At 72.0% G+C, this 19,910-nt stretch carries 18 protein-coding genes and 1 pseudogene; 14 read left to right on the forward strand and 5 right to left on the reverse strand.

The window, feature by feature from the left end; all coding sequences use genetic code 11:
- The first annotated feature begins 132 nt into the window (after window positions 1–132).
- Entirely contained in the window at window positions 133–585 is a 453-nt protein-coding gene (locus tag NYF13_RS13105) for an Lrp/AsnC family transcriptional regulator (RefSeq protein ID WP_315656593.1), read from the forward strand.
- Between the two features lie 395 nt (window positions 586–980).
- On the opposite strand, the gene NYF13_RS13110 is transcribed toward NYF13_RS13105, so the two are convergent.
- The gene (locus tag NYF13_RS13110) at window positions 981–1,478 is read right to left on the reverse strand and encodes a GNAT family N-acetyltransferase (protein WP_315656594.1); all 498 of its coding nucleotides are present in this window, start codon (window positions 1,476–1,478) and stop codon (window positions 981–983) included.
- A 748-nt stretch (window positions 1,479–2,226) separates the two neighbouring features.
- Between NYF13_RS13110 and NYF13_RS13115 the strand changes: the two are divergent.
- The 5 genes and pseudogenes from NYF13_RS13115 to NYF13_RS13135 all read left to right on the forward strand — a co-directional run.
- Window positions 2,227–2,622: pseudogene (locus tag NYF13_RS13115) on the forward strand (GNAT family N-acetyltransferase); the annotation flags it as partial.
- A 98-nt stretch (window positions 2,623–2,720) separates the two neighbouring features.
- Window positions 2,721–3,179, forward strand: coding sequence for a DUF2269 family protein (locus tag NYF13_RS13120; RefSeq protein WP_315656595.1), 459 nt, complete (start codon window positions 2,721–2,723; stop codon window positions 3,177–3,179).
- 172 nt (window positions 3,180–3,351) lie between these two features.
- Window positions 3,352–4,122, forward strand: coding sequence for an alpha/beta fold hydrolase (locus NYF13_RS13125; RefSeq protein WP_315656596.1), 771 nt, complete (start codon window positions 3,352–3,354; stop codon window positions 4,120–4,122).
- Window positions 4,115–5,689 (forward strand): acyl-CoA carboxylase subunit beta, encoded by a 1,575-nt coding sequence (locus NYF13_RS13130; RefSeq protein WP_315656597.1) that lies wholly within the window; start codon window positions 4,115–4,117, stop codon window positions 5,687–5,689. The genes NYF13_RS13125 and NYF13_RS13130 overlap by 8 nt, the downstream gene beginning before the upstream one ends.
- Window positions 5,690–6,315: 626 nt before the next feature.
- Complete coding sequence (locus NYF13_RS13135; RefSeq protein ID WP_315656599.1) at window positions 6,316–6,492, forward strand: acyl-CoA carboxylase epsilon subunit; 177 nt, start codon at window positions 6,316–6,318, stop codon at window positions 6,490–6,492.
- 246 nt (window positions 6,493–6,738) lie between these two features.
- On the opposite strand, the gene NYF13_RS13140 is transcribed toward NYF13_RS13135, so the two are convergent.
- Genes NYF13_RS13140 through NYF13_RS13150 form a run of 3 tightly spaced genes read right to left on the reverse strand, consistent with a single transcriptional unit; the run spans window position 6,739 to window position 9,819 of the window.
- A complete protein-coding gene (locus NYF13_RS13140) occupies window positions 6,739–7,392 on the reverse strand; it encodes a response regulator transcription factor (RefSeq protein WP_315656601.1) in 654 nt (217 codons plus the stop codon).
- Between the two features lie 43 nt (window positions 7,393–7,435).
- Complete coding sequence (locus tag NYF13_RS13145; RefSeq protein WP_315656602.1) at window positions 7,436–8,566, reverse strand: sensor domain-containing protein; 1,131 nt, start codon at window positions 8,564–8,566, stop codon at window positions 7,436–7,438.
- The gene (locus tag NYF13_RS13150; RefSeq protein WP_315656603.1) at window positions 8,557–9,819 is read right to left on the reverse strand and encodes a nucleotide disphospho-sugar-binding domain-containing protein; all 1,263 of its coding nucleotides are present in this window, start codon (window positions 9,817–9,819) and stop codon (window positions 8,557–8,559) included. Before NYF13_RS13150 ends, NYF13_RS13145 begins: the two co-directional genes overlap by 10 nt.
- 295 nt (window positions 9,820–10,114) lie before the next feature.
- On the opposite strand from NYF13_RS13150, the gene NYF13_RS13155 reads away from it, so the two are divergent.
- On the forward strand, window positions 10,115–11,074 hold the full coding sequence (locus tag NYF13_RS13155; RefSeq protein ID WP_315656604.1) for a proline iminopeptidase-family hydrolase: 960 nt from the start codon (window positions 10,115–10,117) through the stop codon (window positions 11,072–11,074).
- The gene (locus NYF13_RS13160) at window positions 11,067–12,026 is read left to right on the forward strand and encodes an ACP S-malonyltransferase (protein ID WP_315656605.1); all 960 of its coding nucleotides are present in this window, start codon (window positions 11,067–11,069) and stop codon (window positions 12,024–12,026) included. Before NYF13_RS13155 ends, NYF13_RS13160 begins: the two co-directional genes overlap by 8 nt.
- Here NYF13_RS13160 and NYF13_RS13165 read toward each other — a convergent pair.
- Window positions 12,019–12,264, reverse strand: coding sequence for a phosphopantetheine-binding protein (locus NYF13_RS13165; protein ID WP_315656606.1), 246 nt, complete (start codon window positions 12,262–12,264; stop codon window positions 12,019–12,021). The two genes, NYF13_RS13160 and NYF13_RS13165, sit on opposite strands and share 8 nt — an antisense overlap.
- 129 nt (window positions 12,265–12,393) lie before the next feature.
- Here NYF13_RS13165 and NYF13_RS13170 point away from each other — a divergent pair, with 129 nt between their 5' ends.
- The 6 genes from NYF13_RS13170 to NYF13_RS13195 all read left to right on the forward strand — a co-directional run bounded on the left by NYF13_RS13170 (window position 12,394) and on the right by NYF13_RS13195 (window position 19,847).
- Window positions 12,394–13,917: an AMP-binding protein gene (locus tag NYF13_RS13170; RefSeq protein ID WP_315656607.1), complete on the forward strand. Its 1,524-nt coding sequence runs from the start codon at window positions 12,394–12,396 to the stop codon at window positions 13,915–13,917.
- 230 nt (window positions 13,918–14,147) lie between these two features.
- The gene (locus NYF13_RS13175; protein WP_315656609.1) at window positions 14,148–15,611 is read left to right on the forward strand and encodes an AMP-binding protein; all 1,464 of its coding nucleotides are present in this window, start codon (window positions 14,148–14,150) and stop codon (window positions 15,609–15,611) included.
- Entirely contained in the window at window positions 15,608–16,822 is a 1,215-nt protein-coding gene (locus NYF13_RS13180) for a type III PLP-dependent enzyme (RefSeq protein ID WP_315656611.1), read from the forward strand. Before NYF13_RS13175 ends, NYF13_RS13180 begins: the two co-directional genes overlap by 4 nt.
- The gene (locus NYF13_RS13185) at window positions 16,819–17,307 is read left to right on the forward strand and encodes a cobalamin B12-binding domain-containing protein (protein ID WP_396287080.1); all 489 of its coding nucleotides are present in this window, start codon (window positions 16,819–16,821) and stop codon (window positions 17,305–17,307) included. The genes NYF13_RS13180 and NYF13_RS13185 overlap by 4 nt, the downstream gene beginning before the upstream one ends.
- Before the next feature lie 72 nt (window positions 17,308–17,379).
- Window positions 17,380–18,654, forward strand: coding sequence for a methylaspartate mutase (locus tag NYF13_RS13190; RefSeq protein WP_315656612.1), 1,275 nt, complete (start codon window positions 17,380–17,382; stop codon window positions 18,652–18,654).
- Window positions 18,651–19,847 (forward strand): cytochrome P450, encoded by a 1,197-nt coding sequence (locus NYF13_RS13195; RefSeq protein WP_315656613.1) that lies wholly within the window; start codon window positions 18,651–18,653, stop codon window positions 19,845–19,847. The genes NYF13_RS13190 and NYF13_RS13195 overlap by 4 nt, the downstream gene beginning before the upstream one ends.
- Window positions 19,848–19,910: the final 63 nt, after the last annotated feature.

Consider the following 19,910-nt stretch of genomic DNA (forward strand, 5'->3'; position numbering starts at 1 on the left):
GATACGGCGATGAGACGGTTCAGGCGAATCCTCACCCCCGGGCGATCAGGTATCCAGTGATCGTGGCGAAGTGTGGAACAATGGCCGGCTGAGATCTTGTGGACTGGATGAATGGTGTGGGGAGAGGTGAGCATGGCCGAGGCGAGTGGACGAATGGCGGCCGTACTCGACGAGGTCGACCTCAAGCTGATCGCCGAGCTGAAGGCCGACGGCCGGGCTTCGATGCGCGCGCTGGCCGAACGCGCGCACATCTCGCGCGCGGGCTGCTACACACGGGTGGAGCGGCTTCACCGCGAAGGCGTGATCACCGGGTACGCCGCTGTCACCGACCCGCGGCGCATGGGCAACGGGCTCTCCGCGTACGTGTATCTCAAGGTCACGCAGAACTCCTGGCGCACGGTCCGGACGGCGCTCAAGCAGATCTCCGAGATCGAGCACGGTGGCCTGGTCTCCGGCGACAACGACCTCATCCTGTTCGTCCGCACCCGGGACGCGGACAGCCTGCGCGACCTGGTCTTCGAACGCCTCCAGTCGATGCCGGACGTGCTCTCGACCCACACGGTCCTGGTCTTCGACGAGCTGTAGGGAGACGAGCGGCGGCAGCCACCGCCGGACGACGCTGTTCCGGAACGCGCGATCGCGCCGTCGGGTTCGGGCTGCTCGGTGGTTCGCTCGCCGCACCTTTCGGGGAGCGGCGGATCACGGCGGCTGGCGGTCCGTGGGTCGGGGCGTGGGTCGGCGAGGTGGGGGAGGCCGCGGTGGCTTTTCGCCGCTCGGGGGAGTGGCCGCGCCGTGTCCGATCCCACCGGCGGGTTTCCTGCCCGTCGCCGGACCGCGCGGCCGATGGGACACCATCGCGGGCCAGCCAGACGGCGCCGCTTGGCACCAGCGCGCTCGGTGACCTGGATGGACTGCGCAGCCGGCCGTTCGCGGACCCGCACCCCGGCTGAGCCCGCGCGCGTTCGCGTCGGCCGGTCGGGTCAGGTGCGCTCTTTCACCAGGTACACGGCGTGCTCGATGTGTCCCGAAGGCGTTCCCGGCTGGTCCGTCAGGCGGTAGCCCGCTCGCTCGTACATGGTGATGTTGCGGGTGCTCTTGGCTCCGGTGAACAGGGTGAACCGGGGCACGTCCGCCGGGGCCTGGCTTTCCACGTGGCCGAGCAGGAACCGGCCGAGCCCGCGGCCGGCGAGGTCCGGAGCCACCATCAGGCGGCCGATCTCCCAGTCGCCGTCCTCGACCTGGCCGCGGACCGCGCCGATCAGCCGGGGGCCCTGCCGCACGAGCCAGACCTGCCAGGAGCTCGTCCACTCGCGGACCTCGTCGAGGCTTTCGTGCAGCGCGGGGATCTCCAGGGTGTCGTTCTGCAGCGCTTCCTGCACCCAGCAACAGCGTTGCAGCACCAGCAGCTCCGGTGCGTCCGCTTCGGTTGCGACGCTCAGGCGGGTGTCCGGGAGACCGGTCAGCTCATCGAGTTCCACTCATCCTGTCTAACCACCTTCCGGGACGGCCGCAACGGGCCGGCCCGCTGCGGCGCTCGTGACGATTCGTGCGCGGTCCGAGACCCTCGTCACCCGGGGCTTCACCAGGTGGGATTCCGGTGGCGGCGGGCGGCTCGGCGAACGCATGCTGAACCGGGATCCCGAGCACGGAATGGCAGGCAGGATGAGTTCGTCACCGCTGGACAACCCGGCGTGGACGGCCCTCACGGGGCCACACGCGCACTTCGCCGAACAGAAGGGGCAGGTGCTGCGGTATCCCGTGGACGTCAGCCCGTTCCTGGGGGTTCCCGACGCCCCGGACGAGCACCTTTGGCGGGACATCGCCGACCTGGCCGGCCCCGGCGCGACGGCGGTGATCGTCGGCGGGGCCGGGGCGCTGCCGGAGGGGTGGACGCGGCTGAACGACATCCCGGGCGTCCAGCTCGACGGTTCGGGCCTGGCGACGCAGGCGCTCGAGGTCGAGGGTTCCAATGCTGGGGGAGCCAGTGCCGGGGGACTCGGCGCCGGGGGACTCAGGGCCAGAGAATTCAGCGTCGGAGAACTCAGCGCCGGAGAACCAGGCCCCGAAGAGTTCAGGGCCGGAGAACCCAGTGCCGGGCAACCCAGCGCCGGGGGACTCAGGGCCGGGGGACTCACGGCCGGAGAACTCAGGGCCGGAGAACTCAGGGCCGGAGAACCCGGCACCGGAGAACCCGGCGCCGAAGAGTTCAGGGCCGGAGGGCTCATCCCGGTGCGGCTGGGTGAGGCCGACGCGCCGGAGATGCTCGACCTCGTGGCCTGGACCCAGCCCGGGCCGTTCCTGGCGCGGACGGTTTCGCTGGGCACCTACCTGGGCTTCCGGTCCGAGGGCGCCCTCGTCGCCATGGCGGGGGAGCGGATGCATCTGCCCGGCTGGACCGAGATCAGCGCGGTCTGCACCGACCCGGCGTTCCGGGGGCGGGGGCTGGCGGCCCGGCTCGTGCGCGCGGTCGGTGCCGGGATCCGGGCCCGGGGCGAGGTGCCGTTCCTGCACACGGCGGCGTCGAACGTCAACGCCATCCGGCTCTACGAATCGCTCGGGTTCCGGCTCCGGCGGGAGGTGGTCTTCTCCGCCGTCCGGGTGCCGGGCCCCGCCGAGTCCTGATCGGACGGACAGTTTTCCGGCCTGGTGGCGAGAATCCGGCGAAACCAGGCGAACAGGCCGCTTCCGGCCGGTCGGCGGCGGGGCTAGCGTGATCGTCCGTGAGCGAAGTCTTCCTGTCGATCCACGTGCTGGCGGCGATCCTCGCCGTCGGGCCCGTGGCCGTGGCCGCCAGCATGTTCCCGGCCGCGCTCAAGCGCGGCGACACCGGCACGCTACGGCTGCTCCATCGGATCTGCCGGGTTTACGCGTGGGTGGGCATCGCGGTACCGGTGTTCGGTTTCGCCGTCGCGGGCACCATGCACGTCACCGGTGACGCCTGGGTGCTGGTGTCCATCGGGTTGACCGCCGTCGCGGCGGCCGTGCTGGTGCTGCTGGTCCTGCCGGGCCAGCGCGCGGCGTTGGCCGAGCCGGGAGCGGAGCCCTCCGGTGGGGCGGCCGCCGCTGTCGACATCCGCCTGGCGGCTCGGCTGGGGATGGTCACGGGGGTGTTCAACCTGGTGTGGGCCTTGGTCACCGTATTGATGATCATCCGGCCGGGCTCGTCCACCGGGGCGTGAGCCTCCCGGCCGGAGCAAGGTCACGGCGGGCGATTCCGTCCATAGTGGATTGTCCCGGGTAGGGGGGAGCTAGGGGTCGTTCGGCCGGGTGGCCCGGTGTTAGCTTGGCTCGTCGAGACGGCGCCGGGTGCTGTGGGGGCCCCGGTCGTAGACGAACGGGCGGTGGGTCGACATGGCCGGAACTTCCGAGGACACCGAGGAGAACTGGTTCCGCCGGTTCCATCCCGCGCCGCAGTCCGCGGCGAGGCTGGTGTGCCTGCCGCACGCCGGCGGCTCGGCCACTTTCTACTTCCCGGTCTCACGCTCGCTCGCACCCGAGGTCGAAGTGCTCGCCGTGCAGTACCCGGGACGGCAGGACCGGCGGCACGAACCGTTCCTGACCAGCATCGGCACGATCGCCGACCGGGTGGCCGAGCTGCTGCACGACAAGACCGACCGGCCACTGGCGCTGTTCGGCCACAGCATGGGCGCGATGATCGCCTACGAGGTGGCGCGGCGGCTCGAACAGGCGGGCCACCCGGTGGAGGCACTGTTCGTCTCCGGGCGGCGGGCGCCCTCCCGGCAGCGTGACGAGAGCGTGCACACCCGCACCGACGACGGGGTCATCGCCGAGCTGCGCCGGCTGAGCGGGACCGAAATGGACCTGCTGGGCGACGAGGACGTGGTCCGGATGATCCTCCCGGTGGTGCGCAACGACTACCGCGCGGTCGAGACCTACCGGCCCACCGCGGGCCCCCCACTGGCGACGCCGGTGGTGGCGTTCACCGGCACCGACGATCCGGTGGCGTCGGTGGACGAGGTCGCCGCCTGGGCCGAGCACACCTCGGCCGACTTCGAGCTGGTGCCGCTGGCCGGAGGGCACTTCTTCCTGACCCGGCACCAGGACGTGATCCTGCGGTACCTGACGGATCGGCTGGCCGGCAAGGAGCGGGCGCATGTCTGAGGCACCGGCCGTCGGGGGAGCCTTCGGCAACCGGCTCGTGGAGCTGCGCGAGATCAAGGAGGAGGCGCGGCGCGGGCCGGACGAGGCCGCGACCGTCCGGCAGCACGAGCGCGGCAAGCTGACCGCTCACGAACGCATCGAGCTGCTGCTCGACCCGGGCACGTTCACCGAGATCGAGGCCCTGCGCCGGCACCGGGCCACCGGGTTCGGGCTGGAGCACCGCCGCCCGTACTCCGACGGCGTGGTCTGCGGCTGGGGCACCGTGCACGGCCGCACGGTGTTCGTCTACGCCCACGACTTCCGCGTTTTCGGCGGCGCGCTGGGAGAGGCCCACGCGCAGAAGATCCACAAGGTGATGGACCTGGCCGAGGCCGCGGGCGCCCCGCTGGTCTCCCTCAACGATGGCGCCGGCGCCCGGATCCAGGAGGGGGTGACCGCGCTCGCCGGCTACGGCGGCATCTTCCAGCGCAACACCCGGTGCTCCGGGGTGATCCCGCAGATCTCCGTGATGCTCGGGCCCTGCGCGGGCGGTGCGGCGTACTCGCCGGCGTTGACCGATTTCGTGTTCATGGTCCGCGGGACCTCGCAGATGTTCATCACCGGCCCGGACGTGGTGCAGGCGGTGACCGGTGAGGAGATCACGCAGAACGGCCTCGGCGGCGCGGACGTGCACGCCGGCACCTCCGGGGTGGCCGCGTTCGTCCACGACGACGAGCGGAGCTGCCTCGAGGACGTGCGCTACCTGCTCTCCCTGCTGCCCTCGAACAACAACGAGGCCCCGCCGCACCAGCCGGCCGGCGATCCGGCCGACCGCCGCACCGACCGGTTGCTCGACCTGGTACCCACCGATCCGAGCCGCGCCTACGACATGTGCGGCGTGCTCGAAGAGATCGTGGACGACGGGGAGTTCCTCCAGGTGCACGCCGGCTGGGCCGCCAACGTGGTCTGCGCGCTGGCCCGGCTGGACGGCCACGTGGTCGGCATCGTCGCGAACCAGCCGGCGATGCTGGCCGGGGTGCTCGACATCGAGGCCAGCGAAAAGGCCGCGCGGTTCGTGCAGACCTGCGACGCGTTCAACATCCCGCTGGTGACCCTGGTGGACGTGCCCGGCTTCCTGCCCGGAGTGGACCAGGAGCACGGCGGCATCATCCGCCACGGCGCGAAGCTGCTCTACGCCTACTGCAACGCCACCGTGCCGCGGGTCCAGCTCATCCTGCGGAAGGCCTACGGCGGCGCGTACATCGTGATGGACTCGCGCTCGATCGGCACGGACGTCTCGCTGGCCTGGCCGACGAACGAGATCGCGGTCATGGGTGCGGAGGGCGCGGCCAACGTGATCTTCCGCCGCGAAATCACCGCCGCCGACGATCCGGAGACCGTGCGCCGGCTCAAGATCAAGGAGTACCGGACCGAGCTGATGCACCCGTACTACGCGGCCGAACGCGGGCTCGTGGACGACGTGATCGAGCCGGCCGAGACGCGCTCGCTGCTGATCCGTTCGCTGGCCATGCTGCGGACCAAGCACGCCGACCTCCCGGCGCGCAAGCACGGGAACCCGCCGGTCTGATGGGCGGGACGGGGAGGAAAGGGCTGGGAGCGCCGGAGGCGAGGGGGGTGGAAGCGGGCGGGTCGGGAGCGGGCGGGCCGGGGCCGGGAGCGCCGGAATTGGGACTGCTGGAGGCGAGAGGGCCGGGGCCAGTAGCGCCGGAAGCGAGAGCGCCGGAGGCGAGTGGGTCGGAAGCGAGAGGGCCGGATCCGGGACTGCCGGGCGCGGGAGGGCGGGGGCGGGGAGCGCCGGATCCGGGACTGCCGGAAGCGGGAGGGCCGAGACCGGGTGGGCCGGAACCGCGACTGCCGGAAGCGGGAGGGCGGGGGCCGGGAGGACCGAGACCGGGACTGCCGGAAGCGGGAGGGCGGGGGCCGGAAGGACCGAGACCGGGACGGCCGGAAGCGGGAGGGCAGGGGCCGGGAGCGCCGCCGGGACCGGGATGGCCGGAAGTGGCAACGCCGGGTGCGAGAGGGCTGGAAGCGGCAGCGTCGGTAGCAGGAGGGCCGGGGCCGGGAGCGCCGGAACCGGGACTGCCGGAGACGATGGGGCCGGGACCGGGCGGGCCGGAAGCGGCAATGTCGAAAGCGGGAGAGCCGGGGGCGAGAGGGCTGGAAGCGGCAGCGTCGGCGGCGGGAGGGCCGGACGTGCGGGTACTGCGTGGCTCTCCGGACGATGCCGAGCTGGCGGCGTTGTTCGCGGTTCTGTCGGCGGCCGGGGCGGCCGTCGAGATGAGCCGGGCGGAGGAGAAGACGGCACCGGCGGCCGCGTCACGGCGGCCGCGCCGGTTCCAGTCGGCGACGAGTTGGCGGGCGGTGCGCTGAGCCCAGTCGAGGACGACCGTACCCACGCCGGGATGGACAGGCGTGGGTACGGTCTTCTTCTTCGGGCCACCGGTCTTTCGGGAGGGGGCGTGTGGGAATCGCTGACGGTGGAACGAGGGAAACGCTGCCGAAGAAGGAGAACGACAGTGTCCACAATGGTCGGAAATAGGCTTCGTACGGCGGAGGGGGGCATGCCTCCAAGCTACCCGCCCGGATCGAACACCCGCACGATATCGATCGAGTGAATCAGGTCTGCACGGCCGTACTGTCCAAATAGGTCAGCACCGCGCGGATCCGGCGGTTCTCGTCCCGGCTGGCCTCCAGGCCCAGCTTGGCGAAGATGTTGCTGATGTGGTTCTCCACCGCGCCCTGGGTCACCACCAGCGACTTGGCGATCGCCGCGTTGGACAGGCCCTGGGCCATCAGGCCGAGCACCTCCGTTTCGCGGGCGGTCAGCGCGTCCAGGGGATCACGGCTGCGGGAGAGCATCTGCGCGACCACGTCCGGGTCGATCGCGGAGCCGCCGCCGGCCACGCGCCGGACCGCCTCCAGGAAGTCGGCCACGTCGGCGACGCGCTCCTTCAGCAGGTAACCCACGCCCGAGGTGCCCTCGGCGATCAGGTCGACCGCGTAACTGCCCTCGACGTACTGCGAGACCACCAGCACCGGCAGGCCCGGGATTTCCTGGCGGGCGGCCAACGCCGCGCGCAGGCCCTCGTCGGTGAAGGTCGGGGGCATGCGCACGTCGGCGATCACCAGGTCCGGGTGGTGCTCGCGGATGGCGACCAGCAGGTCTTCGCCGTTGTCGACCGCGGCGGCGGTCTCGATGCCGACGTCGGCGAGCAGGCTCTGCACGCCCGCGCGCAACAGGACGGAGTCTTCGGCGATCACGACGCGCATTTCACGGCTCCTCGACGGGGGGGCGGAAGGCTGGACGGGGGTTTCACCAGCGGACCGGCAGGTCGGCGCGCACCACCGTCGGCCCGCCCGCGGGGCTGACCACGGTGAGCACCCCGTCGATCGTGGCGGCCCGGTCGGCCAGCCCGGCCAGCCCGCCGCCGGGGCGCACCGAGGCGCCGCCGTGGCCGTTGTCCACGATCTCGACGACCACGGTGTCGGCGTCGCGGGTGACCCGGACCGACGCGCGGTCGGCGCCGGCGTGCTTGGTGATGTTGGTGAGCGTCTCGCTGACGATGAAGTACGTCGTGGTCTCGACCGGCGCCGGCGGCCTCGGCTCCACCGTCACCTCGACGTCCACGGGGATCGGCACGCGCGCGGTGAGCGAGGAGAGCGCTGCGTCGAGCCCGCGGTCCTGCAGCACCGGCGGGTAGATGCCGCGGGCCAGGTCACGCAGCTCGGCGACGGCGAGCTTGGCGTCGTGGTGCGCGGCCCCGATGAGCTCCCGCACGTCCGCCTGGGTGTCGTCACCGAGCTTGAGCTGCGCGCGCCCCAGGCTCATCGCGACGGCCACCAGCCGTTGCTGCGCGCCGTCGTGCAGATCGCGCTCGATGCGCCGGCGCTCGGCCTCCACGGCGTCGACGCCGCGGGCCCGGGAGTCCTTGAGCTGGCGCGTGCGCGCCTCCAGCTGCGCCGTCCGGTCCGGTCCGAGCATCGAGGACGTCAGCTCGCCGTGCATCGCGCCGATCCGCGGTGCGACGAAGATGCCGAACGGCGGTACCGCCACCGAGACGAGCCCGGCCACGAACTCGACGATGCCCAGCGGCAGCGCCACCAGCACGAACACCAGCTCGCGCCAGGTGACCGGGTCGACCAGCCGGGTCTGCCAGGTCGGCAGCAGCCCGCGGCCGTGCGGCCGCCGCACCGGCTCGGCCACCTCGATGCCCAGCATGGTGCCCACCCAGCGGCGTTCGAGGCCGGTGAAGCCGCGGACCACCGAGGTCGCGGTGATCAGGATCGGGATGCCGACCCACAGCATGGTGGTGGTGATGCCGAGCACCACCGACACCAGCGTCAGGACGAAGGCCAGCAGCCGGATCGGGAGGCTCGCGAGCAGGAAGCCGATGGTGCGGATGGCGTGCGGCCGCCGGGGTGCGGGCGTCGGCGTCACCGGCATCGGGCGATCCGCTCGAACTCCGGCACCAGCTCGTCCAGCGTCGGCGTGGCCAGCATCTCGTCACGGACCTCGAGGGCGCTCTCGCGGAAGCCGGGCTCCTCCAGCAGCCGCTGGATGCCTTCGCGGACCGAGCCGGGGGTGACCTGCTCCAGGTCCACCAGCAACCCGTTGCCGCGCTTGACCTGCGCCAGCGCCGAAACCCGCTCGCTCCAGGTCGTGCCGGGGATGACCAGCTGCGGGACGCCGTTGACCACGGCGTTGCCGATCGTCGCGCCGCCGCCCTGGTGGACGATGGCCGAACAGCTCGCGAGCAGCTCGTTCATCGGCACGAAGTCGACGGCGCGCACGTTGTCCGGGACCTTGGCCACGGTGGCCAGCTGCGCGGCGTTGAGCGTCGCGATCACTTCGACGTCGAGGTCCGCGAGACCGTTGAGCAGATCGGCCACCGAGGTCTCTTCGACCCCGAGCACCTGCCGGTTCGAGATGCCCAGCGTCAGCAGCACGCGTGGCCGCCGCGGCGGCTCCAGCACCCACCGCGGGATGGCCATCGGCTTGTTGTGCGCGACGAACCGGGCCGGCACGTAGTCCACGTCGACGCCTTCGTAGCGCAGGTAGGACGGGTGGCAGTCGATCGTCTTGACGCCGTGGCGCAGCGCCGGGTCGTAGTCCGCGCCGAACCGCCCGACCGCCGCCGACATCCACTCCGCGAACGGATCCGGCGCCGGGTCCTCCGGACGGCTCGCGCGCAGGTCGCGGTACTGCGCGGCGATCCGCGCGGTCTGGTCCGCCGCGTACATCATCCGCAGGTGCGGTACGCCGATCGCCTGCGCGACGATCGGCGCGGCGTAGATCATCGGGTCCCAGACGATCAGGTCCGGCCGCCACTGCCGGGCGAACCGGACCAGCTCGTCGAGCAGCGGCTCCGGGGTGGTCCAGCGGAACACCTCGACCCAGTGCTCGTACACGTTGCGCACGTACTCTTCGGTGTAGCACTCGGGCCGGCTTTCGGAGATGCGGAACCGGCCCTGCATCGCGTTGTCGCCCTCGACCTGCAACTGCCGGTGCCGGGCGATGTCCAGCTCGCCGCCGAACCACATCGCGTCGAGACCGGTCTCGGCGAACGACTCCACCTCGCGCGGGTTGCGCTGCCCGGCGAAGCGGACCTCGTGCCCGGCCGCGGCCAGCGCCCAGCCGACCGGCGCCATGCTGTAGACGTGCGTCCTCGTGGGGAAGACCATCAGCAAAACACGCATGGCCGCACTCTCCGGTGTCGCGGGGAAAACCACTGCTGGTACGGGAAAAGGGTAGTCGCGAGGCGCGGGCCGGCCGACCCGGGAAGCCGCGGCTAGGGGTCGCGCACCCCTGTTGCGCCGGCCGGGTCTTCCGCCGGGGATCCGTTGTGCAGTAGGGAGGTGATCGTCCTTAGCCGCGCTTTAGCCGCCCCTTAGGGGCTGGTGGGGGCGAGGCCGCGGCCGATAGACATGAAGGCGGATCCGGCGACCGGCACTCGGGGTGCGGCCGGGCGAGGAAGGCGAAGAGGTGATGGGCATGGCCGTGGCACCCACCGCGAAGGGCTGGGTTCCCTTCGGCGAGCACCGCACGTGGTACCGGGTCACCGGGGTCCCCGGCGCCGGCAGCGGAGGGCGGCCGTCCGTGGTCGTGGTGCACGGCGGGCCCGGCAGCACCCACGACTACCTGCGCAACCTCGGCGAGCTGGCCGGGCACGGGTGGCCGGTGGTGCACTACGACCAGCTCGGCAGCGGCGGCTCCACCCACCTGCCGGAGGCGGGCGCGGACTTCTGGACCCCGGAGCTGTTCGCCGACGAGCTGGACAACCTGCTGCACCGGCTGGGCATCGAGGACAACTACGTCCTTTACGGACAGTCCTGGGGCGGGCTGGTGGCCGCGCGCCACGCCGCTTTACGCCCGGACGGACTGCGCGGGCTGGTGATCGCGAACTCGCCGGCCTCCTACCCGCTGTGGCGCCAGGAGATGGACGTGCTCCGAGCGCAGCTTCCCCCCGAGGTCGACGCCCGCCTCCGGGCGCACGAAGCGGCCGGCACCACCACCGCGCCGGAGTACTTCGACCTGATGCGGGTGTTCTACGACCGCCACGTCTGCCGGACGGTGCCGTGGCCGAGCGACTACCTGGCCTCGTTCATGGAGATGGCCGAGGACAACACCGTCTACGCCACGATGAACGGGCCCAGCGAGTTCACCGTCTCGGGTACGCTGAAGGACTACTCCGTGATCGGGTACCTCGACGACATCGAGGCCCCCACCCTGCTCATCTCCGGCCGGCACGACGAAGCCACCCCGGCGACCGTCCAGCCGTACTTCGACCGGATCCACGACGTGCGCTGGGAGATCTTCGAGCATTCCAGCCACGTCCCGCACCTCGAAGAGCCCGAGCGGTTCCAGGAGGTCCTCCTGGGCTTCCTGCAGCACGTCCACCCCAGCGAGTCCGTGAGCCGGGCCGCCGAAAGAGAGGTCGCCAGTCATGGATGAGGCCAACCGGGCCGGATCGGCGGTCGTGTTCCCCGGGATGAGCCCGTGCCGGTTCGCCGACTTCGGCAAGTTCCTGCTGATCAACCCGTTCGCCCGCCGGCTGATCGGGGAGGCGAACGAGCGGCTGGGCTACCCGCTGGTCGACCGGTTCCGCGAGGCCGACGGCGACTACTCCGAGTACGCCCAGGTCGGGTTCATGCTGACCTGCCTGGCCCTGGCCGCCTGGGCCGAGCAGGAGTACGAGCTCAGCCCCGACTACTGCACCGGGCCGAGCTTCGGCGAGAAGCCGGCCAGTGTGTACGCCGGCTCGCTGAGCTTCCCCGACGCGGTGTGGATGACCGCGGAGCTGGCCCGCTGCCTCAACGAGTTCTTCGCCACCGAGTACACCGACGTGGTCACGCACTCGTTCGTCCGGACCCCGGAGGAGAAGCTCAACGAAGCCCTGGCCGAGCTGGAGGGACGCGGCGAGTGGTCCGACATCTCCTGCTACATCGACCACGACTTCTACATGGTCTCGCTGCGCGAGCGGAACCTCGACTGGCTCAAGCAGGCGATCCGGAGCATGGGCGGGATGTCGTTGTACACGATGCGGCCGCCGCTGCACTCGGGCGCGTTCGGGGCGCTGCGGCGCAAGGCCGAGGACGAGGTCCTGGGCGGCCTCGAATTCCACGATCCGCTGCTGCCCATCGTCGCCGACCAGGACGGCTCGATCGTGCGCACCGGCGAGCAGGTGCGCACGATGCTGCTGGACAGCATCGTCAAGCCCCTGCGCTGGACGCATGTCGTGTCCTCCTTGGAGCAGCTCGGCGTGCGGAAGCTGTGGGTGGCGGGACCGGACACGCTGTTCGGCCGGGTCCGCGCCACCACGAGCCGGTTCGAGGTGGTCACCGTGAACCCGCGGATGGCCCTGCAGCCGCGCCGCCGGGGCGCGGGACCGACCCGCGTCAGCTAGCCGGCTGGAGCTCGGACAGGGTCGCCCAGAGGCGGCCGGGGTTCTCGAACGTCTCCAGGTTCAGGGCGTCGTCGGTGAAGCGCACGTTGTAGTTCTGCTCCAGCAGGGAGAGCAGCTCCACGGTCGCGAGCGAATCGAGCCCGTACTCCCGCAGCGGGGTTTCGGCGGTCAGCGCCTCCTCGGCGGGCAAGAACGGAAGGAACGTGCGAAGGGTCTCGTCGAAAGTGCTGTCCCACATGTCTGCTCCGGATGACTAGGTTCGGATCTGCCAGGCATAAAACCGACCGCCCGGTTCGGTTTTGGACTCTACCGCGCGTCGCCGCCCCGGATCGACGCATCCGTACCCCTATTCATCGCGGAGGACACGATGGACACCAGCTTCACCGGCGGACTGCACTCGCGGTTCCTGCGCGGGCTCGAACGATCGGACGGCGGGGTGGCCGTGCACGTCGGCGACCAGGCCGTGCCCTACGAGCGGCTGCACGAACTGGCCCTGCTGTGGGGCGGGGCGCTGGCCGGGTCCGGCGCCCGCACCGTAGGGGTGCTGGCGGGCAAGGGGGTCACCGCCTACGCCGGGATCCTGGCCGGGCTGTACGCCGGCGCGACGGTGGTGCCGCTGCGCCCGGACTTCCCGGCGGCGCGCACCGCGCAGATGGTCGAGGCCGCCGGGGTGGACGCGATCGTCGCGGACGCCCGGGGCCTCGCCGTGGCGCCGCCGTCGGTCACCCGGCTGGCGCCCGAATGCGGGGATCAGCCCTCCGCGCTGCGCCCGCGCGAATCCCAGGCGCTGACCGCGCCGCGGCCGGTTCGGCCGGAGGACACCGCGTACGTGCTGTTCACCTCCGGCTCCACCGGGAGGCCCAAGGGCGTCCGGATCGGCCACGCCGCCACCGAGCACTACTTCGGCCTGCTCGACCAGCGGTACGACTTCACCCCGGACGACGTGTTCTCGCAGACCTTCGACCTGAACTTCGACTGCGCGATGTTCGACCTGTTCTGCGCCTGGGGGGCGGGGGCGCCGGCGGTGGTGCTGCCGGGCGCGGCCTACCGGAACCTGCCGGCGTTCGTGGCCGAGCGCGGGCTGAGCGTGTGGTTCTCCACGCCGAGCGCGATCGACCTGGTCCGCCGCACCGGCGGGCTCACCCCGGGCGCGATGCCGGGGCTGCGGTGGAGCTTCTTCGCGGGGGAGGCGCTGACCGTGCGGGACACGGCGGACTGGCGGACCGCGGCGCCGAACGCGGTCGCGGAGAACCTGTACGGCCCGACCGAGCTGACCGTCACCGTCGCCGGCTACCGGTGGGACGACGAGGTGACGCCGCGGGTCGCGGTGAACGGCGTGGTCCCGATCGGCGCGGTGCACGTCGGGCACGACCACCTGCTGCTGGGTCCGGGGGACGCCGAGGAGGCCGAGGAGGGCGAGCTGGCGATCGCCGGCCCGCAGCTGACGCCGGGCTACCTCGACCCGGCCGACGAACGCGGCCGGTTCCTCGACCGCGACGGCCGCCGGTTCTACCGCACCGGTGACCGGGTCCGGCGCCTCGACGGCGGGGACCTGGCGTACCTGGGCCGGCTCGACTCGCAGGTGCAGGTGCTCGGCTGGCGCATCGAGCTGACCGAGGTGGAGCACGCGTTGCGCGACTGCGGGGTGCTCGACGCGGTGGCGCTCGGCGTCGCGGGCGACGGCGGCACCGAGCTGTTCGTCTTCTACACCGGCGGCGAGCGGCCGGTGATCGAGCTGGTCCGCGCGCTGCGGCAGGTGCTACCGGAGGGCGTGATCCCGCGCCACTACCGGCCGGTCGACGAATTCCCGCTGAACTCCAACCGCAAGATCGACCGCAAGGCGCTCGCGGCCACGGCGGCCGAACTGCTCAGCCCGGCGCCCGTCGGGTGAGCCGACGCCGCCGGGACTGTCCGAAGCGAATCCGAAAGGGCCTGCTCCGCCCGGTTTTCCGGGCCGGGCGGGCCTTTTCGCGTCCGGACCGGCGAGGCCGGTTAGGGGCCGTTAGGGGTGTGGCCGGCCGAGGCGCCGCGGCTAGTTTTCTGCGACGTCGGGGCCACGGTCTCCGCGACCGGCCGGTGGTCGTGCGGGTCAGGCCCGTCGAGTGCATGGGAGTGGCAGTCGTGAACGATTCTCCTGGCGGTTCGCTGGTGTTTTCCCTGCTGGACGCGGCGGTGGCCGACGCGGCGGGGAGCCCGGCGGTGCGCGACCGCGACGGCGCGTGGAGCTACGCGGAAGTCGCGGCGTGGAGCCGGGCGGTGGAGGCGGTGCTGGCCCGTCGCGGGGTGGGGCCCGGCGACCGCGTGGTCGTGCAGCTGCCGACCGACCGCGAGCTCGTCGCCCTGTTCTACGGGACCACCCGGCGCGGCGCGGTGTTCGTGCCGGTCAACCCGGCGATGAAAAAGTTCCACTTCGACTCCGTGGTGGCCAACGCCGATCCGGTGCTGGTGCTCACCCCGGCCGAGTTCGGTCCACTGTGGAACGAGGTGGACGCGGCGTTGCGCACCGGTGAGCGCGCCGAGCCGGTCGAGGTGGCCCCCGACGACGTCGCCGTGCTCATCTACACCTCCGGCAGCACCGCCGCGCCCAAGGGCGTGATCGGCCCGCACCGGCAGGTCACCTTCGCCGCCCGCGCGATCCAGGCCGTGCTCGGCTACCGCGGCGACGACGTGGTGTTCTGCCGGTTCCCGATGTCCTGGGACTACGGCCTGTACAAGGTCCTGCTGGCCACCCTCGGCCGCAGCGAGATCGTGCTGGCCGACGCCGAGTCGGACCTGCGGCTGCTGCGGCGGATGCGCGAGGTCGGCGCCACGGTGGTGCCCATCGTCCCCTCGCTGGCCACGATGATCGCCACGCTGGCCGAGCGCGAGACCGACGCGGCGCCGGTGCGCCTGTTCACCAACACCGGTGCCGCGCTGCCCGAAGCGACGATCGCCCAACTGCGCCGGGCCTTCCCCGGCGCCCGGGTGGTCCGCCAGTTCGGCCAGACCGAGTGCAAGCGGATCACCATCATGCCGCCCGAGCAGGACGCCGAGCGACCCGGCGCGTCGGGACTGCCGCTGCCCGGAACCTCCGTGCACATCCTCGCGGCCGACGGTACCGAGCTGCCGGCCGGCGACATCGGCGAAATCGTCGCCGCCGGACCGCACGTGATGCCCGGCTACTGGCGCGCGCCGGAGCTGACCGCCCGGGCGTTCCGCCGCGACGAGGCCACCGGCGAGCTCCGGCTGCACACCGGCGACTACGGCCGGCTCGACGCCGACGGTTACCTCTACTTCGAGGGCCGCCGCGACGACATGTTCAAGCGCAAGGGCATCCGGATGTCCACTTTGGAGATCGAAGCGGCGGCGATGGACATCCCCGGAGTGCGCGCGGCCGGCGCGATCCCGCCGAGCGGCGCGCGCGACCTCGCCATCTGCGTGGAGAGCGACCTCCCGCCGACCACCGTCCTGCGGGAGCTGGCCCAGCGGCTGGAGCCGCAGAAGGTCCCGTCGCTGTGCCACGTCGTCGAGCAGTTCCCGCTCACGGCGCACGGCAAGAACGCCACGAAGGAACTCGCCCTGCTGGTGGAAGGTGCCCAGGCATGAGTCACTACCCGGAGCTGGCCGCGGAGTTCGGCACGCCCACCTACGTCTACGACCTCGAAGTGGTCGCCGAGTCCCGCGACCAGCTCTTCGGCCTGCTGCCCGAGGGCTTCCGGCTGTACTACGCGCTGAAGGCCAACCCGCACCCCGAGATCGCGCGTGAGCTGCGCTCCGGCGGCTGCCGCGCGGAGATCAGCTCCACCGGCGAGCTGGCGAACGCGCTGGCCGCGGGCTTCGAGCCGGACGAAATCCTCTACACCGGACCCGGGAAGACCAACGGGGAGCTGGCGCGGGCGATCGCCGCCGGCGTCCGGCTGTTCTCCGTCGAGTCGCTTTCGGACCTTCGGCACGTCGGCGCCGTGGCGGAGCGCCACGGGGTCACCGCGTCCTGCCTGCTGCGCGTCAACACCACGCAGGGCAACGCGTCCAGCGGCATCCGGATGATGGGCCGCCCCTCGCAGTTCGGCATCGACGCCGAGACGCTGCCCTCGCTCATGCCCGCGCTCAAGTCCGTGGCCGGCGCCCGCGTGGCCGGCGCGCACTTCTTCACCATGAGCAACGCCCAGGACGAGGACAGCCTGCTCGGCGAATACGAGTTCGTGCTCCAGTCGGCCGCCCAGCTCCACCAGGAGGCCGGTCTGCCGCTGGAATTCCTGGACCTCGGCGGCGGGTTCTCCTCGCCCTACGCCGTGCCGGGCCCGCGCACCGACTACCCGAAGCTGCGGGCCGGGCTGGAGGTGCTGCTCGACCTGTACCTGCCCGGGTGGCGGGCCGGCGAAGTGGAGCTGGCCTGCGAGTCCGGTCGCTACCTGTCCGGCAGCAGCGGCTCGCTGCTGGCCGGGGTGGTCAACGTCAAGGACAGCCGCGGCCAGCGGTTCGTCATCCTGGACGCCGGGATCAACACGCTCGGCGGGCTGTCCGGCCTCGGCCGGCTGCTGCCCGCCGCGGTCGGGATCGAGGAGGAAGGCACCGAGACCGGCAGCCTGGTCGGTCCACTGTGTACTCCCGGGGACGCGCTGGCGAAGGCGGCCAAGCTGCCCGAGCTGGCGGCCGGCGACGTCGTCACGGTGCCGAACGTCGGCGCGTACGGCGTCACCGCCAGCCTGATCAGCTTCCTCGGGCGCCCGGCCCCGACGGAGGTGGTCGTGCGCGGCGGGGACGTCGTCTCGGTGTCGCGCCTGGACTACCAGCGGGCCTACGAGGTCTCGCCGTGAGCGAGGAGATGCGGGCCTACGGCGGCGCGGTCGCCGCACCGGAGCGGCGCACGGTGATCGTGAGCAGCATGGCGTCGGACTCGCACACGTGGAACCTGGTGTACCTGGAGCTGCTGGTCGGCGAACTCGGTTTCGACGTGGTCAACCTCGGTGCCTGCGTGCCGGACGAGCTGCTGGAGGCCGAGTGCCTGAGCCGCCGGCCGGCGATGCTGGTGCTGAGCAGCGTCAACGGCCACGGCTACCAGGACGGGCTGCGGGTGATCGGGCGGCTGCGGGCGTTCGAGCCGCTGCGCGGACTGCCGGTGGTGATCGGCGGCAAGCTCGGCGTCGGCGGCCCGCTCACCGAGGAGGAGACCGGGCAACTGCTGCTGGCCGGGTTCGACGCGGTGTTCGACGACCACCAGGGGGCGGCCTCGTTCCGGAAGTTCGCGACGGCCCTGCCCGGCGCTGCCGCCCAGTTGCCGGTGCCGGTGGAGGGGAAGTGAACCCCGCCGACGTGTTCTTTCCCGGGGAGGCGGCATGAGCCCCGCCGACGTGTTCTCCTCCGGGGAGGCGGCATGAGCTTCGAAGAGTTCGTCGCGAGCCGGCACGCGGCCGGCGAACTCGTGGTGCAGCCGCGGCTCGGCTTCGCCGACCCCGCGATGATGCGGGCCGGGCTGACTGCGACCAAGGCGGCGGCCGCGACCACGGTCGGCACGGTCACGCTCGACAGCTACACCCGCGTCGGCGACACCGATTCCGTGGCGCACGCCCTGCGCAACGGGATCGCGCTGAACGGCTACCCGATCGTCAACCACCCCGCCGAGGTCACCCGGGCCATGCTCGCGGGCCTGGAGGGCCCGGACTTCCCGGTCCAGGTGCGCCACGGCTCGGCCCGGCCCGCGGACATCTTCCGCGCGATGATCGACGCCGGCCTGCACGCCACCGAAGGCGGCCCCGTCTCCTACTGCCTGCCCTACAGCCGCACGCCGCTCGACGAGGCCGTGCGCAACTGGTCGCACTGCTGCGACCTGCTCATGGACGCCGAGCACCCGGCCGGGCGCCCGCACCTGGAGACCTTCGGCGGCTGCATGATGGGCCAGCTGTGCCCGCCCAGCGAGCTGGTGGCGCTCAGCGTGCTGGAGGCGTTGTTCTTCTACCGCAAGGGGTTGCGCAGCATCTCGGTCAGCTACGCGCAGCAGACCGACCTGACGCAGGACCAGGAGGCCGTGTCCGCGCTGCGCCGGCTGTGCGCCGAACTGCTGCCGGGGGCCACCTGGCACGTGGTCGTCTACGCGTACATGGGCCTGTTCCCGCGCACCCCGGACGGGGCGCGCGGCCTGCTGGCCAAGGCGGCCGAGCTGGCCGTGAGCACGGGATCGGAGCGGCTGATCGTGAAGACGGTCGCGGAGGCGCACCGGATCCCGACCGTCGCGGAGAACGTCGCGGCGCTGGAGCACGCCGGCGCGACCGCGCGCGCGGTCACCGCCAAGGCCGAGGTGGACAGCGACAACCAGGTCTACCGCGAGGCCGTCGCGCTGGTCGACGCGGTGCTCAACAGCCACGCCGACCTCGGCCGCGCAATCGTGGTCGCGTTCAAGCGCGGACTGCTCGACGTCCCCTTCTGCCTGCACCCGGACAACGCCGGGCAGGCCCGCAGCTACCTCGACAGCCAGGGCCGGCTCGGCTGGTCCGACCTCGGTTCGCTGCCGCTGCGGCACGTGGTGGAGCGCCGGAGCCCGGGCAAGATCACCTCGTCGACGCTGATGTCGGCGCTGTCCCACGTCCAGAACACCTACGACGCCCAGTTCCTGGAGCAGCCGATGACCGCCATTGGAGGGGATGCGCGATGAGCACCCGACGGACCGTGCGCGCTTATCCGTTCGACATGCACGAGATCTCCGTTTCCGAGCAGTACCACGTCCTGCAGCGCGAGGAGCCGCTGAGCCGGGTGCAGATGCCGTTCGGCGAGCCCGCCTGGCTGGCGACCCGTTACGCCGACGTCAAACTGGTCACCACCGACGCGCGGTTCAGCCGGGAGCTGGCCCAGGGTCTCGACCAGCCGCGGATGCGCCGCCAGCAGATGGGCGACGGCATCATGGGCATGGACCCGCCGGACCACTCGCGGCTGCGGCGGCTGGTGGGCAAGGCGTTCACCGCGCGCCGGCTGGAGCAGATGCGGGCCGGCGTGCGGGAGCTGGTCGACCGGCTGCTGGACGAGATGGTGGCCGGGGGCGATTCGGGCGACCTGGTCGAGCAGCTCGCCCGGCCGCTGCCGGTCACGGTGATCTGCGACCTGCTCGGCGTGCCGAACGAGGACCACAAGATCTTCAGCGAGTGGACGCAGGCCCTGGTCGGCGACGCCACGGCGAAGGGCGACGTGCTCGACGTCTACGGTGACCAGCTCGACGCCTACGTGGCCGGACTGGTGGCCCAGCGCCGCGAGGAGCCGACCGACGACCTGCTCGGCGCGCTCGTCTACGCCCGGGACGCCGGGGACAAGCTCAGCGAGAACGAGCTGATCGCCATCGCCGGCGCCGGCCTGCTGACCGGTGGGGTGGAGACGGTTTCCACGGCCCTGCCGAGCTTCGTCTTCACGCTGCTGACCAACCCGAATGAGCTGGCGCTGCTGCGCGCGAAGCCGGAGCTGATGCCGACCGCGGTGGAGGAGCTGCTGCGGTACGTGCCGATCAACACCGCGGCGATGTTCGCCCGGTACGCCACCGAGGACATCCGCTTCGGCGACGTCGTGGTGCGCGCGGGCGACCCGGTGCTGCCGGCGCTGCACGCGGCCAACCGCGACCCGGAGGTGTTCGCCGACCCGGACACCATCGACCTGACGCGCAGCCCCAACCCGCACGTGGCGTTCGGGCACGGACCGCACCACTGCATCGGCGCGCAACTCGCGCGGCTGGAACTGCAGGAGGCGCTCGGGGCGGTCCTCGCCCGGTTCCCGGACCTGCGGCTCGCGGACGGCCGCGAGGGCGTGAAGTGGGAGTACGGCGTGATCGTCCGAGGGCCTTCGCAGCTGCGCGTCAGCTGGTGATTTCCCGCCCCTAACCGGCTTTTCTGGGGATCCGGACCGGCGGCGGGCCGTCTTACGATCCCG

Origin of the sequence: Amycolatopsis sp. PS_44_ISF1, from assembly GCF_032335455.1 — a bacterium.
Taxonomy (GTDB): domain Bacteria; phylum Actinomycetota; class Actinomycetes; order Mycobacteriales; family Pseudonocardiaceae; genus Amycolatopsis.